General features: G+C 43.2%; 12 protein-coding genes and 1 pseudogene. 1 reads left to right on the forward strand and 12 read right to left on the reverse strand.

The annotated features are described in order from the left end of the window. Window positions 1–1,088 precede the first annotated feature (1,088 nt). The 6 genes from AC3ITG_RS16905 to AC3ITG_RS16930 all read right to left on the reverse strand — a co-directional run bounded on the left by AC3ITG_RS16905 (window position 1,089) and on the right by AC3ITG_RS16930 (window position 6,870). Window positions 1,089–2,030 carry a tetratricopeptide repeat protein gene (locus tag AC3ITG_RS16905; RefSeq protein WP_489250730.1) on the reverse strand — a complete coding sequence of 314 codons (942 nt, stop codon included), beginning with the start codon at window positions 2,028–2,030 and terminating at the stop codon, window positions 1,089–1,091. A gap of 269 nt (window positions 2,031–2,299) precedes the next feature. Next, window positions 2,300–2,689, reverse strand: a complete 390-nt coding sequence (locus AC3ITG_RS16910; RefSeq protein ID WP_489254480.1) for an RHS repeat-associated core domain-containing protein — start codon at window positions 2,687–2,689, stop codon at window positions 2,300–2,302. A 22-nt stretch (window positions 2,690–2,711) separates the two neighbouring features. Beyond that, on the reverse strand, window positions 2,712–3,116 hold the full coding sequence (locus tag AC3ITG_RS16915; RefSeq protein WP_489250731.1) for a hypothetical protein: 405 nt from the start codon (window positions 3,114–3,116) through the stop codon (window positions 2,712–2,714). Beyond that, window positions 3,113–3,928: a hypothetical protein gene (locus AC3ITG_RS16920; RefSeq protein WP_489250732.1), complete on the reverse strand. Its 816-nt coding sequence runs from the start codon at window positions 3,926–3,928 to the stop codon at window positions 3,113–3,115. The genes AC3ITG_RS16915 and AC3ITG_RS16920 overlap by 4 nt, the downstream gene beginning before the upstream one ends. Window positions 3,929–4,556: 628 nt before the next feature. Continuing rightward, window positions 4,557–5,240 (reverse strand): class I SAM-dependent methyltransferase, encoded by a 684-nt coding sequence (locus AC3ITG_RS16925; protein WP_489250733.1) that lies wholly within the window; start codon window positions 5,238–5,240, stop codon window positions 4,557–4,559. A gap of 724 nt (window positions 5,241–5,964) precedes the next feature. Further along, window positions 5,965–6,870, reverse strand: a complete 906-nt coding sequence (locus AC3ITG_RS16930; RefSeq protein WP_489250734.1) for a LysR family transcriptional regulator — start codon at window positions 6,868–6,870, stop codon at window positions 5,965–5,967. A 142-nt stretch (window positions 6,871–7,012) separates the two neighbouring features. Between AC3ITG_RS16930 and AC3ITG_RS16935 the strand changes: the two genes are divergently transcribed. Then, the gene (locus tag AC3ITG_RS16935; RefSeq protein WP_489250735.1) at window positions 7,013–8,032 is read left to right on the forward strand and encodes an alpha/beta fold hydrolase; all 1,020 of its coding nucleotides are present in this window, start codon (window positions 7,013–7,015) and stop codon (window positions 8,030–8,032) included. 709 nt (window positions 8,033–8,741) lie between these two features. Here the strand turns inward: AC3ITG_RS16935 and AC3ITG_RS16940 are convergent. From AC3ITG_RS16940 to AC3ITG_RS16965, 6 genes and pseudogenes are all read right to left on the reverse strand, one after another. After that, window positions 8,742–9,803 (reverse strand): alpha/beta hydrolase, encoded by a 1,062-nt coding sequence (locus AC3ITG_RS16940; protein WP_413379179.1) that lies wholly within the window; start codon window positions 9,801–9,803, stop codon window positions 8,742–8,744. 896 nt (window positions 9,804–10,699) lie between these two features. After that, window positions 10,700–10,888 (reverse strand): annotated as a pseudogene (locus tag AC3ITG_RS16945) (alpha/beta fold hydrolase); the annotation flags it as partial. A gap of 583 nt (window positions 10,889–11,471) precedes the next feature. After that, window positions 11,472–11,648 carry a hypothetical protein gene (locus AC3ITG_RS16950; RefSeq protein ID WP_489254566.1) on the reverse strand — a complete coding sequence of 59 codons (177 nt, stop codon included), beginning with the start codon at window positions 11,646–11,648 and terminating at the stop codon, window positions 11,472–11,474. Window positions 11,649–11,709: 61 nt separating this feature from the next. After that, window positions 11,710–12,336: a glycoside hydrolase family protein gene (locus tag AC3ITG_RS16955; protein ID WP_413379180.1), complete on the reverse strand. Its 627-nt coding sequence runs from the start codon at window positions 12,334–12,336 to the stop codon at window positions 11,710–11,712. Between the two features lie 94 nt (window positions 12,337–12,430). Then, window positions 12,431–12,661, reverse strand: a complete 231-nt coding sequence (locus AC3ITG_RS16960; RefSeq protein WP_236703501.1) for a hypothetical protein — start codon at window positions 12,659–12,661, stop codon at window positions 12,431–12,433. Window positions 12,662–12,886: 225 nt separating this feature from the next. After that, window positions 12,887–15,181, reverse strand: a complete 2,295-nt coding sequence (locus AC3ITG_RS16965) for a chondroitinase-B domain-containing protein (protein ID WP_489250736.1) — start codon at window positions 15,179–15,181, stop codon at window positions 12,887–12,889. Window positions 15,182–15,302 lie beyond the last annotated feature (121 nt).

Below are 15,302 nucleotides of genomic sequence, written 5' to 3' on the forward strand. Positions count from 1 at the left end.
ATGCCAATAGCGCTGTTCGGATGATCATGTTCGCCTGTAGCAAAAGCTGCCTCTTCAATATAATAGACACTCGTTTCTTCCGAAAAATGTCGACGCCATCATGAGAGAAACGGGTGGCCGCGGAGTCGATGTCGTGTTCGACACCATCGGCGGCAACACATTATCGCGCAGCCCCGACACGCAAGCACTCCTTGAACGAAGATATTTTTCAAGCCCTTGCGCAAAGGGATACTGCCTTAGCAAAAAAAATCATGCATCAGTCCCAATGGAATATCAATGAAGGTGTCGTCAGCATCGCGAAGGGCTGACAACGGCGAAGCACTTATACGCTCATTATTATTCATTAATATTACCAATGAAGTAACAGCTCTACCCTGAAATGGTGAAAAAAAGACCTACAACATTGGTGTAGGTCTTTTTTTAATGCAGCGTTTACTCGTACGCGGACACAAATCGCCCATACCAAGTCTACAGCATCACCCCCCCCGTCGATCTCAACATTTGCTGCCGTATTCCATGTCATTATAATCCGGTTGCCGACGCAGTATTTTGCTTGAACCAATGGACCTGCTTTACTAGATCATTTCGTTGATAGTGACATAGATATATACCCTCCTTCTTTACAGCTCTTTTATGATGAATATACACAGGTAAAAACACAAAATATCAATATCACCCGGGTATATTTATTAAATCCTATAGATTCTGTGCACTCTTTCTAGAGCATCACATTACTTTTTTGGTTCGTATCACTGACCACTCGTATTTGTATTTTCTTAATATTGGACTGGATATTAAGACTATTTTGCCCATTAGATTTACAAAAGAAAAAATAATTAAATATATGCCTAAAAAGCCGCTAAAATAGCGACTTCAATGGGAATATGTTCTTGTCCTCCGACAGCACGATCTCTTGATCTTCTTACATGTGAAGTTCCCCAGTTCTATATATATTATCTGAAGCTACTAGTAACCTTCAAAATTCTCTTAAACTCGTTCAACAATTTTATGATCTGATAATATGACTACTCCCTCGATGAGATTGTTAGCCATTGTACTCGTTCAGTTTCTTCCATCGTTTCAATACTTTATCGCAATTGATTTTTTGCAATTATATTTTCAGGGTCAATTTTTAAGATGCGGATGTAACAAGCTCTTTCTTTTTCTTTTAAATGGATCAAACTATAAATTTGAGCTAATAGTAACAAAATATCTATATCAATCGGGTCTAATGAAGAGGCATGTTCTAATAGTTTGATTGAGGCCTCATAATTGCCTTGTCTCTCAAGCAACTTACCTTTGAAATAAAGCGCAACAGTATTATTTGAATCAAAACTTAATATTGAATCTAAATAATATGCTGTTAATTCAAATTGATTTTCTTCAAGATAAATTTTTGCGATTTGTAACCTTACATCATAATCTTCAGGTTCTGATATTAGGATGTTTTTAAAATCGATAATAGCTTCCTCTTTTTTTCCCATATGCTTTAACACTAATGCTTTGTTATACATTGCATTAGTTGATGACGGATCTATCTGTAAAGCCCACTGAAATTCGTCGAGCGCTTCTTGATTATTTCCTAATTCATGGAAAATCAATCCTAGGTTAATGTGGGCCTCTTCTTGATTAGTATTAAGTGCTAATGATTTTTGATAGTATTCTATTGCTTTCTTATATTCCTCCTTTTTTTGATAACAAAGGGCAAGATAATACAAAGCATCTTCAGAATTTGAGTTTATCATTACTGCACGTTTACAAAAAATCAGTGCATCTTCAGTATTGCCTAATTGTAAATAGACATAACCTTTATTGAAGTATAATCTTTCCCATGTAGGGAATAGTCTAATTGCCCTGTCGTAAACTTCAATTGCGGCATTATATTCTTTTAACTCTGTAAGACATCTTCCCATGTAATTCAGTGTATCTTCGATATCTATATTATCATTGAGAGCTTTTTTAAAGTAAACTAATGCTTCATCATAATTACCTTCTTCATAGAGCTCTTCCCCTTGTTCAAAAAAAGTCATTTTTCGCATCTCCTTTTTATAATATTGACCCCAACAAATAAGTTGTTGAGGTCAATATTACAAAGGTCAAATTAATAATTAATTATCGATACATGTCCAAATCATTCCAACTTCTGTTGTTATCATTTCTTTGATCTCTTTTATCTCGGTGTAATTCTTTTGTACTTTTTTCCCTTTGAGACCTTGAACCACATTTATCATTTATTTGTTTCTTTTCTCTTTTTTCCGCCTCGCTCCCTCTCATTCTATCGTTCTTAGCCATTTTGTCTCTATTCGCGAAATACTGATATCCTTTTTTTAATTCCGTAACCTGCCGCTATACCAAGTCCTACTGCTGCAGTTACGCCCAAAGCGACTTCGCCCACACCTGGTATCGCATATACACCAAGTGCCCATGTAAAATCTCCATTAGGATCAACACTGTTAATTGGATCATAGGCAGCATAAATGTACAAATTTGAATCGATTGGCTCAATATTATCTTGGCTAATAAAACGACCATCTTGTGGGTCGTAATATCGGTTGAATAGGTAAAACATATCCGTTTCTTCATCCAAGTAATAACCACTATAAGTGAACGGATTATATAAAAACCATCGCCAGTGCTGTACGTCACTTGGCGATGTTTTAGAGGAATTACGCGTGTTTGGAAGACCGATAAAGGGAAATCCTCGCTCAGCGCTATTTCAGTATGTATTTGGTCAAGGTGTTATCGAAGAACTCGTTCGTGAGATAAAGCTCGCCGTTTCCGGCATAAATATACATGTGCCCGGCTTTTTGATCGAGCCACAGCGTAGAAAGATGGTATTTGATCTGCAAATTCCTAGGATCCAGCACGTAGAAGTCTTCCCTGGCCCAATCTCCCTCAAACACGTTCTCATCAATTATAGGTGGACGCTCCTGCCACTGATACTGCTTCTCCACAGTAATCTCGCCCGAAGGCGTCATATGGTAATTCCAGTTCTTATCGCCAATTTCGCCAATTTGCTGTTTGCCGAGAAGCTGGTTGTCCTTGCTATACAGCTTATAAATGTTGTCGTTCCGAACCAAATAGTTGTTGCCCGTAATATCGATCTGATCATTCACTTTAGAGTACGCACCCACTTCTTCTTGCCTTTCATATCGTAGCCAACTACCAGCTTACCATTCTTACTGCTCAAATAAACGATAAAGGATCCGCCTTTGAATGGCTTCACCTCGAGATAGGGATCTTTCATCGATTTGGGAGCTGTATAGGTGACTAGTGGTGTTTTCAGCGCACTCAGACTCCGGTAAACACTAATGCTACCTTGCTCAGACAATTCATGCACCACATAGCCGTTTGGAAGTACCTCTAATATCCCTGTAGTCCATTTGTTGGTTAAGTTTAGCTTTCGAATCTGTTTCCCGCCCTGGTTGTATTCAGTGAAACTAAGGGAAGTTGTTTTGTTGGGGGCGAAGGAACGAATGACAAAGTTACCGTTGTCGAGCACCACTGGCGTGTACGAATCAGTTATATATTTTGTCCATTTCAAATTTCCCGTCGGATCGACAACTGAGAGATCATAGGCGATGGCGCCTTTCATTTTGAAAAAATAACTGTAGCCATTATTAGCAGAATAAAGCTTCGTAGCGGTAAAAGGTTTGTCGTTGACAATGTCAGAATAATCGTACACCCAACTCGTAGAACCATTTATGCGATCAATGGACGCGTAAACCTTATCGCTGTATTTGATCTGGGAGGCTGAAAGCTTCACTTTCTTGCTCAGTTGAATAAACATTCGTTCCTTGCTTTGCAAGCTGTCCAATGTGTTCCAAAAGGTGTAACCCTCTGGTAGCTTATAGCTCCATTCCGGCTCCGGCAGTTGTTCGATGGTTTTGCCTGCGGCTGCCGATCGCCCTGAGAAAAGAACCTGCACGGCAAGTAAAAGCGTTAGCGCAGCGGCGAAAAACGGTTAATGTTGTGAGTCTTAGTACTAGAGGTCAATAAGCTGTCCGAGTGGAGCAGATCTTTCAGTTGCTTACCAATATCGGTCTATCCGTCTATAATATCTCGATTCAACAGGGTATTTGAATCATTCATATGTTTCTTTTCTGAGTCATCCTGCTCAAAAAACACTTTGATAGTGGTTCCTTAAGTCACTGTCTAATCAACAGAAATATGCGAAGGACCAGTACCTTTCCAAGAACATCTGAGCTATAAAAAGACAAGAATCTTTATCCCTCGAATCATATTGAATGAAATAATTATTGGATTTTATTATTTACCGTTAGTAACCTGATTGTTTCCTTTGGGAATTTCACAAAAATCAAATCTCGAACTTTCGAACTTTGGCTTTGACGAACGATAAAAAACGCGAGAAATTTTAGATCCGATAGCCATTCAAATGGTTCCGACGGTACCTTTACACGAAATAAATGAACTTCAAAAATTTGCATCATTAAAAAAGCTGACGATTCTTTAATTCAAAAACCGCGTTAAATCAACGACTCCAGTCTAATTCTTTATTTTCACCGAACATTTAGTGTTATCTATATTGTGCTGCTTTAGACAGTTTTGGACCCTATCCCATACTGAAAGTACTTAGGGGTGCAATGGACATGCAATTCAATTCCCACACTAGCAGCAATTTGCTCAATCTCTTTATCGCCAAAGAAATTCTTCACTATAGTAGCATGATCACCATTATTAAGCTTCCGAACCATCGTTTGCCCAGATGTCCCCACTACATGAGACTCACGGGTTCCTGCTACTTCTCGATCATCGATAAAGAACATTTTCCCTCCGGGCTTCAAACAGCGTGATACCATGGTAAAGAAGCTCGCCAGTCTCTCTCTGGGTAAATGAGATATCCAAAAAGTAAAAGCAACTGAATCGTATAACTGATCCGGAGACCAACTGAAAAGATCTGCAATGATCATTCTTACATTGAGTTCAGATACTACCGGATTATGCGAAAGCATTTCTTCGGAACCGTCTACAATGGTCAATATAAGGGCTTCTTTTAAGAACAGACTACTCCAAGTGCCAGTTCCCGCCGCAAGTTCAAGGAAGTCACCATGAAAATGTTCAGCTTTAAAGGCATCCTTAATCGTACTGATCTCATCGAACCAGATTTGGTTGGCTTCGTCTCCTTGATTAAATGTGCCTCGACGGTACCACCAGTCATCATACTCTGGAGCTCGTTCTTTATAATATTTCAACTGATCCTGAAGCTGCTGATCTGTCACACTTTCGTTTGGTTTCCTTGCTGTTCACGCAAACATCTTTCCCTTCTCCCATCAGGGCTAAGTCAATGATTTTCCCATTAACAAAAGTCCTAATAAAATTAAATTTTCACATACTTTCGTTGAATATCTCCTCGCCAGAATTCGGCTTCCTACATAGTAAAACCGTTCAATTGGAAGCAAGCACTTCTGGTTCGCGTTTGAGCCGTTCTCAAGGTAACGAAAACGAATTATCCAGAACACTCTCTTGCTTCAATTCCCTCATTAATACTCTGTGTAGTATTGTTAACATAATAATCATAGAAACAATCAATTTCTTTCCAAGATGGTACGCTAATTTTTTTGCTCTCTTCCCTGCTACCTCTAACCAAGAACAGAAGGAATTATCACTGAATTGCATGACTAGTTTTTCAAGAACCCAGGAAAGAATCTCCACATCAAGCCTTTGGTTGATTTTCATTTGGCAACTGACAACTCGATCAGAGAAATACTCCAGATTATCCCTAATAATTAGTGGTGCAGCATGAAAACTAGTCCAGATTGCCTGAATGAAATACCTTATTTCTTCAGGGTCATCCTTAACTCGACAACAAGAAAGTATTGTTGTCCTACTGGTAGGACAAACGTGATTCAATTTGAGATCATGAAATACTAGAAGAATGGGTGCTACTGTCCTTAACCACGTGTGCGAAACGGTGCCTCCTTTATGCCTCATTCATACATAGGCTTACAGTTTATTCTCATTCTGTAGACGAAAAACTTCCCTTGCTGTTTCTATAAAAGATAACATGATTGGTGAAAGCCACTTGTCTTTATGCCACAACATCTGTGTATACACCCGCAAATCCGGAATTTGCCATGGAAGAACAACAAGTTCCCCGCGTTCAACTTCGGCTTCTACAACGATTTCAGGAAGAAAACCGATACCGATTCCCGAGATCGCACATTGTTTAATGGCCTCGGCACTTTGAAACTCTAGATACGTGATGCTATCAATGCCCTCTTTCTCAAATGACCGATCAAACATCGTTCGATATGGACAACCTTTTTTATTGGTCAGGAACACTTCTTCATGAAAATCTTCCAATTGCAGCACAGTTCGTTTGGCGAGTGGGTGATCTGGAGCAGCTAACAATCGGAAATTTTCTTCCAGCAAAGGTTCCACGGAAAGTCCACTCGAGCGAATGGGTTCATCCAACATATAAACAATATCCGTGGTTCCCTCAAAGAGCGTTTGCTTGAGCTCTTGATTCGGAACTGAGCGGAAGATTAGACGAACTCCCGGATGCTGCGAACGAAACCGTTGGAAGACAGGTGGAAGCCGGTAGGAACAAATAACCTCATTCGCACTTATCGTTAAGGTACCAGTTAGTTTTTCATTATCATGGACAGCACTACGAGCTTCGTCCATTTTTTCAAGAACGCCTTGGGCGTGTGTTAAAAAGCGTTTACCCGCAGTTGTGAGCGCGAGTTGCTTGCCCAATCGATCAAAGAGGCGAACACCTAGCTCATCTTCCAATGCTTTAATTTGCATCGTGACGTTGGAAGGAACGTAGCTCAACACTTCTGCTGCCCGCGTGAAATTCAATGTTGTTGCAACCGTACAAAACGTATTCAGTTGACGCAATTCCATCCGATGCTCCCCTCCATCTTTCAATTTTATTGAATACTATCTTGAATTCTATTCACTTTTATTGAGAGTATCACAGCGCTATACTGAGCACAAGAGATCACAGTGAACATGTGGTTTTCATTTTGAAGGGAGCGACTATACGATGGACTATGAAATTTTTAATTTGGGTGATGTACTCTTACAATCAGGAGTGACGTTACCAAATGCTTTTCTTGCTTATAAAACATACGGAAAATTAAATGAACAGAAGGATAATGTTATTCTCTATCCAACGGCTTTTGGGGATCAGCATGTTCAGAATGAATGGCTAATTGGCAGCGGGATGGCACTCGATCCAGAGAAATATTTTATTATCGTTCCAAATTTGCTGGGCAATGGACTATCTTCATCTCCCAGTAACACACCTCATCCATTCGATGGGGCTCATTTTCCACAGGTAACCATCTATGACAACGTTCGATTCCAGCACCAACTGCTGACCGAAAAATTCGGTATTCAAAAGATTGCTCTCGTCGTCGGGTGGTCGATGGGCGGCATTCAGGCATTTCAATGGGGGGCAAGTTACCCGGAGATGGTCGAACGAATTGCACCTTTCGGAGGCATCGCCAAACCATGGCCTCACACATATGTGGTGCTGGAAGGTGTAAAAGCTTCACTGCTATCTGCGGTCGGCTTCGACTCAAGTAAACTAAACCAATTAACTTCTGCAGACATGCGCGCCGTTGGACGGGTCTATGCCGGATGGGGATTATCTCATGCGTTTTACAGAGAGGAACTTTATCATGAGATGGGATTTGAATCATTGGAGGATTTTGTAGCTGGTGTCTGGGAAAATAGCTTTATGAATATGGATCCACATAATGTTCTGTCCATGTTATGGACAGGCCAGCATGCAGATATTAGTGCCAACCCCTCCTATAACGGAGATTTCGATAAAGCACTTCAGAGCATAAAAGCTCTTGCCTGTATCATGCCGGGAAGCACGGATCTCTTCTGCACAGCGGACGATAATGAATACGAAGCTAAGCGTATACCTAATGCTGTCTTGAAACCAATCCAATCGATCTGGGGCCATTTTGCCGGTCGTGGAATCAACAGTGCCGATAATCAATTTATTGATGACAATCTAAAACACTTGTTGTCACTTAGCACTAATGAATAGATCGTCACTTGCATTGGATGTCTGTCAGGCCTAGCAAGATTCCCTGTTCTTTAGCCCAGTTATATCTCTCATAAATTATAACCTAACCGATCGGATTTGAGGTCACCAGAACTTACTGGTTTGACCTCTTTTTTCTGCGATCGTACTTCCTTTAACGAATTCAGTGAACGCTGAAATTCTAGTTTAATCCAAATTGAATGACGTTAAGTTCTGTAAACAAATGACTGTAGCATGTCTTAAATTTCAAAAGAAAAACTTATTTTTTATCGTTCGCATACTTTGAAGTATGTTCACAAAATTCAACAATCCTGCCATTAAATGAAGATATTATTATGTGAGCATGTTTTTCCCTCGAGATAGGTTTCTTCATCAAACAAAAACCTTAAATTTATTTTTTCGATAACTTTCAGATTTCAATGTTTAGGATTCCATCTATTTTCGCTAATTCCCTTTTAATTGTATTGTCAATTTTGGTAATTGGCACAAGTTCTTGTCCTCAGCTCGGGACAAGAACTTGTGCCAATATAATAAAAAAGCCGCTAAAATAGCGACTTTGAATGGAACAGTGTTCTTGTCCCGCGACAATAATCGAGCGACGTCTCTGCATATGCCTTTACATCTTTGTATTTATTTAGCTACACAGAATTCCATTATCCTGCCCGTTAGCTTAATTAGAAAAACTAACTATGACTTCGGTAAGATTGATACCCTACCTCTTCTTTTTAACAATGATGCTGGCTACGATAGCAAGTAAAAATAATATTCCGACTCCAATGATTGCAGGATTCATGAATGCTGACTTCTCTGTTTTGTTCTTATCAATATAGTCTGATGTATTGTCAGATGATTTACTACTATCTGCATAGTCTGTTGTATTCTTAGAGGTTTCATTACGATCACCATCTGTACGAGTTGTCTGACCAAAGGAATTATTTACAAAAAGCAGCAGTTTGTCGGCTAATGCTATACGCTCTTGTTTTAGTTTAACAGTCGAATCCTCCTTGGAACGCTTGGAATAACTCCCCTCCTCAGATAACATATCTGTACCATGTTCACTACTATGCAAAATGTTAAACTGCTTTTGTTTTGAAGCAGATGCCTCATAAAGAGCCTTTACTTCATCATAATAACTTCCGGTAGGATCTTCTTCTGATACCGCGAAAAAAGATGGTACTTCTACCTTTTTAACAGCCTCCAGCGCGCTTATTGGCGGACTAACACCAAATTGTCGTGGTGAAGATAATATCCCTAAGCCTACTAATTCCGGTATATTTGGCGCAGCGACAGCTGTAGAAGTACCACCAATGGATGCTCCCATAGCCAAGATTTTAGTTGCACCGCGCTCTCTTAAAACCTGAGCAGCAGCCAGTACATCTAAATCTCTACGATAAGTTGCTTCTCCAGATACCGAATCAGAAGGTTCATCATTTCTAAATGCCCAAAGAATCACCATATACCCTTCCTTTACAAGTCGTTCAGCAAAAGGAAGCCAGCTATCAACCATCCATCCATTTTCATGACCAAGTGTGATACCTTTATTACTATTACCTAATACATAACCCGTTAATTTAACTCCATCTTGCGTAACAAACTCAACAGCATTAGCAGGGTATTTCTCTGGAAGACTTCCTAGAATACCACCTGTAGGTACATCTTTTCCAGTTGCTACAATGATGCTTGTTTCATTTTTATCTTCAGCAAATACAACGGTAGGTAAAAACATCACCACTAAACAAAGTATTGTAATAAGATGCATAGCTTTTCTTTTCAACTTAATTCATCTCTTTCTTCTCGTATTCTGCATGGTGAAATATTGCATATAACGTTTCATATTAATTCTATTATTCTTTAATATCTTATCAGATTGTCGCACTGAGAGATGCGTTTTATGAGAATAGCCTTTAGCTGGAGAGATGTCAAATGTCCTCATTGATCTATATTTTCAATTCACGTAAGGCACCTCTTCGTCTTCAAACTATAACCTGGAATGAGTCAACTGAAGTTTGCTCGTTTCACTGTCTCGTCCATGAGTGTCGTTTGCCGCTTCATTCTCATGAGTCCCACAACAAATATAGCAGCAATTGCGCATGATGTGGCTAACGTCCCCATTTCCAAGCGACTACCGTTCTCTTCTTCGAATTAGAGAAGCATACCAATATTTATCAGCGTATGGAAAGAGGTGGCCAAGAAAAGTTTCCCCTCCCTAACATCACTAAGGTTTGTTTATCCCCTTTGTTCAAGGAACAGGCTGGAGATTCTATTATGGAAACATTGATGAAACATCGGTTGAAGCAAGCCGAGAAATTACTTTTTATATACACTGTGACCTATTGCAGAGATTGCTTTGGGGGTTGGATTCAATACGCCGGACTATTTCTCCCTTCGTTTCACCGGCTACTATGGTCTCAACCCTTCGAACTATCGAAGGAAATTTAAAGAAGGAGTGTAGGGATCTCAGAGTTAAGAAATTTATGTTCACGAGCGTATTCGAATAACATCTAATCAGCAAAAAGTGTTCTTATCCTGATTTCTGAGCAAGAGTTCCAATTCATTAGAGTTGAAAACAAAAAAAACAGTGTCATCCTATGTAGTAATTTTTCTAATTAAGCAGAGGGATTATCTCACTTCCTGAGGCGCGCGTAGTATCTTATCTGGATTCCTCTTTCTGGTACTCGTTCTCGCACTTCCACCGTGCCCACGTTGATCTAAAGCTAAAACGCGGTATTTTTCTCCTAATGAAGCAGCCACTTGATCCCATGATTCTGCACTTTCTCCAAGTGCGTGAAGTGCAACAATCGGTGGTGCAGACGGTTCCCCGCTCTCGCGATATTGAAAAGTGAGACCATTCAATTCAATTCAATTTGATTCATCTGTGTTTTCATTTTTTAATCATCTCCTAAGGGAGGGCGTCATTTGAAAACGCCACTTTATTGGGTATCCATACCTATATATTTCAGCGATAAGTGAATATTTCCTTTTCTCTTAATAAAATACCGTTAGAGAATAAAAACTTGTTTGTACCCATACCGTTAAACTTGCCGAACGTACTGTCATGAAAGTCATGGCTTTTACATTGCTATAGACTCGTTATGAAATTACAAGGATTGATCCGGTACAACTGTATTTTTGTTCAACACTTCGCAGGAACGACTTTAATTTTGCTTAGCATAAATTTCATTACTTTTTATAAAAGAACTAGAAACCATAAAAAGTCTCTATGGGGTACAGTTTATATTGTCTTGACTCATTTTGTTGACACCTCGCTCACTACTACAACATCCACCTGATGACTTCTTCACGCAACTCAACTCCGAGATGCAATTTCCCACCGTTACTTATGGTATAGTTCCCCGCGATTGATCTTAAACTATCCTACCCGTTAGTTTAAATAAATTAGCAGGCGAAAATTAATTAGGTAGATGTCTAATCGGAAATCGGACTATATTTTTTCCATATCGGTAATCGGTACAAGTTCTTGTCCTCGACTCGGGACCACGCCCCCCCTGCTGTCGCCATCAGGCCCCATGTCGATAATCCAATCCGCCTGACTGATGACGTCAAGGTTATGCTCGATAACGATGACTGTATTGCCCTTAATCGCCGGCCGCTTCAGCACTTCTGCCGCAGCGGTTATAGGTCATCGTCGCATAGCGCTCGCTTGACGCCACGTAGTTGAATCATTGCTTCAAAGGTATAACCATGTTCCACGTATCGGAAGCGTCCTTAAAACCATCACTGCCGTCCGAAACGGCCGCGAACAAATGAGTCGGCTTGCCGTTCTGGAACAACAGGAACGGCCGCTCCAGATTGCCCAGCGTCTGTACCGTGCCGTCATCCCAACGCACCGTCCGGGAATAGCCTTGCGGCTGCCCATGCAAGCTCCATTTCAGCCCGTCCGGCGACTCGGCGAAGATGCCGCCGTATTTTTCTCCACATAGATGCCCTTCCATATCTTTGGCGATCAAATGGTATCCTTCGTTTGTTTGCCAGATGAAAGGGTCTTCAATATGGAACGACTCTGGAGGAAACACCGGCTCGTCACTCAGTACCCGGTACAGCCCCTCATAGTGATCCGCATACGCAACGCCAATTGTCATGCCGCCATGCAGGTTGCCTTCGTAGTGACGTGCCTTGTAGATCAGCAGCACGGAACCGTCCTCCCGGACACACGGAGCCGGATTGGAGGTCAGAAAGCTATCGAATCGGCCGGGACGTGTGGGCAATATCGGTTCGTCCGCTCTGCGCCACGGGCCCAAAACGCTGTCCGCTATAGCCAGACCTACCCGTTTGTTCGCCCGCGCCACGATGCATTGAGGATCGGTTAACCCGAAATTCCCGGGCGGCTCTGGATCGCTTAGCGGATGGGTCGAACCCGTATAATAAAGCAAATATTTGTTGTTATGCTTGACGATATGGGGGTTGTGCGTGCAGCGTCCGTCCCAATATTCCGCTCCCCTCGCCGGAAGCGCCACCTCGCAGAATCGGTACGGTCCCTCGGGGGTATCCGAGTCTGCCCTGACAATCTCTGAAGCCGTCATCCAGCCGGGATGCATCGGCAGTGTCTTCGGCCAGCGCGAGGCAAACATATGGAATTTGCCGTCCTCTCCCTGCACGACGGAACCGCACCACACCCAATAACCTTCCATACGGAAGCCGCCGCCACGCGGAGCCGGCAACATTGTGCTAGTATGCATGTAAAGTCACCTCGTTTTTTTCCGCTGCTCCATCATTGCTGTGAAACATGGTCTCCCATCCTTCCAAATGAAGTGAATCACAGGACTGCTCCATACACCAATGGATCGACATAGTCATGCCGGCGAACCAACCGCCGGCATGCTTGCACATATATTGATTCTAATGCGTATTCAGCCCCACATCGTCGGCCGCTAGCGGGCGATTCAGTAGAGGCGCGCCGGAATATTCGTCCGCCCCCCCATCTGCTGTCGCCCGCATTTGACCGTCCATATCCGCCAGCACGAACGCGTATGTCCCCATAGCTGCATCAATTGCCGGGCTGCTCGCGGACAGTTTCTGAATGCCGCTCACCGTAATCAGCAGCGGATTGATATTTCGGATCTGCTCCGAGCTGCGCGATATGTTGCTAATAGTGCTGCCAAACCCGATGTTGCCTTGGAACAGTGTATTCGTTGTCGCCGCCTCGTAATAAAGCGTGCCGGTGCTGTTGTATACGATATTGTTCGCCACGACGGAATCCTGCGGAGCATACGCTTTGCCGGAGCCGATGACGATACCGGTTTTGCTGTTTACAATCGTATTGTTGACGATAAGCGCCCGGTAAACTTTCCATTGTTTGCGCAATTCCTCGACCGTAGGACTTGGAGGGGAGCCTCCAGTACCGCCGTCGAAGTCGCCGTTAGGCAAGTAAATTGCTTCGCCAGTCAAATTCTCAAAGTAGTTGTTATAAATCTTATGGTCATTGCCGAACATCCGGATGCCTTCCTGATCCGACTCCACGCCGTCCCCGAGGAAAAAGTTTCCATATACGCTGTTGTTATGGCCATGCCGCAGCGTCAGGCTGCCCTTGGATGTGCGGAATGTATTGAAGCGCACCGAATTGCTGCTACTCTTGACCGATATGATTTCCGGCTCTCCATCGCAATTCTGAAATACATTGTATTGTATCGTATTATAGCCGTGGGAGAGCGTAAGACCGGACAAGCCGAGACGAATTGTCTCTTTGCCGTTAGCTACCCATGGGCCTACATCATGGAAATAGTTGTATTCGATAATATCATATTGCGAAATTTGCCCTGAGCCGTTCTGTCCTTCGTAAGCGATCAGCGGTTCGGTGTCGCTCTTCAGTCCGAAGTCGTTCCGGTCGATGCGGTTATGATGGCTGTTCGTGCCCCGCACTTGCAGCCACATCAGGCCGCTCCCCGAGCTTGGAAGCGCAAAAGTATTACGGGTCAGTCGCACATGGTGCGAGCCTTCCAACACCACTGCGCCATTGCTTGTGTTCGTAAACTTTAATCCGTCCAGCACCACATGCGAGGAGTTCTCGACGCGGAAGCCTGACGCTCCCGAGATGATAGCCTGACCGCGGTTTTTCGCTTTAATGACGATTGGCGCGTTGGCAGTGCCGTTTTTGTTCTGAACAGCAAACGGGCTTGTACGCGAATACGTGCCGTTTGCCAACACAATCGTTTTACCCGCCGTAGCGGTTGCAAGCTCGGCAGCCAACTGCGTGGAAGTGCTAACTTCGACGACCGTCCCTTCGCTACCGCTGCCGCTTGAATCGCTACCATAAATTTCGACCTCGGCAAAGCTGTTCCAGGCGTTCACCGAGTTGCCGTGGCCAACAATACGAACGTAGCGTACGGGGGCAGCATCGGCAAAATCAAACGTCTGCAAGCTGTTGCTCAGACTGCTGACCGCTCCCGAAAGCACTGTACTGAAGTTGTAGCCATCATATGAAGTCTGGATATCAAAAGCGAAAGTTCGCTCCACCCCGTTGGTGAAGGCGATCTTCACGTATTCCACCCGCTTGCTCGATCCAAGGTCGTATTGGACCCACTCCCCCTCGCCACTCGCTGACCAGCGCGTGTTAAGATCGCCGTCGATTGTATACGCGACGATATTGCCGTCATCTCCGCTGGCCATAAGTTGTGGCACGGTAATCGCCAACTTGCTTGCGCCTGGCGGAGGGCCGCTCGCTGTGCCGTACAGTTCAACTTCGGTATAGCTGTTCCACAAGTTGGAGGAATTGCCGTGCCCAACGATCCTCACATAGCGAGTAGAATCGACATCCGGAAAATCGAACGTTTGCAGACCTTCCACAAGGCTGCTCACAACTCCGCTGCTGACGGTCGTAAAGGTGGAACCGTCCGTAGACGTCAAAATACCAAAAGTAGAGGTGCGGCTTGCCCCTTTCAGAAATGCAATTTTGATGGAAGACACTTTCCGGTTTACGCCCAAATCGTACTGAATCCATTGCCCGTCTCCATTTGCCGACCACCGTGTGACGAAATCGCCGTCCACCGTGTTGGCCGGAACGTTGCCGTCATGTCCGCTCGCCGTCACGTCGGAGCTGCCAATTGTGAACTTCGCATCGGCCGCCCCCACTACTCCAGGCATTAACGCAACCAACATACAGAACAAAATAATGCACGTCATACTTTTGGTTCCCATAATTCATTTTCATCCTTTCCATTATGAAATGATGGTTATTGAATCATTCCCTTCGTTAAGTCCGGCACTTTCTCTCAAGAATACGGAAGTTGGGAGGAGCTTCCTGTCCTCGCGGCCTCGT

The sequence above is a fragment of the Paenibacillus sp. GL_099_B genome (assembly GCF_057835695.1).

Excerpts from the sequence above, each read along its gene's own strand:
- AC3ITG_RS16905 (WP_489250730.1), bottom strand. The coding sequence starts at position 2,030 with ATGACTTTTTTTGAACAAGGGGAAGAGCTCTATGAAGAAGGTAATTAT.
- AC3ITG_RS16930 (WP_489250734.1), bottom strand. The coding sequence starts at position 6,870 with ATGGAATTGCGTCAACTGAATACGTTTTGTACGGTTGCAACAACATTG.
- AC3ITG_RS16935 (WP_489250735.1), top strand. The coding sequence starts at position 7,013 with ATGGACTATGAAATTTTTAATTTGGGTGATGTACTCTTACAATCAGGA.
- AC3ITG_RS16965 (WP_489250736.1), bottom strand. The coding sequence starts at position 15,181 with ATGGGAACCAAAAGTATGACGTGCATTATTTTGTTCTGTATGTTGGTT.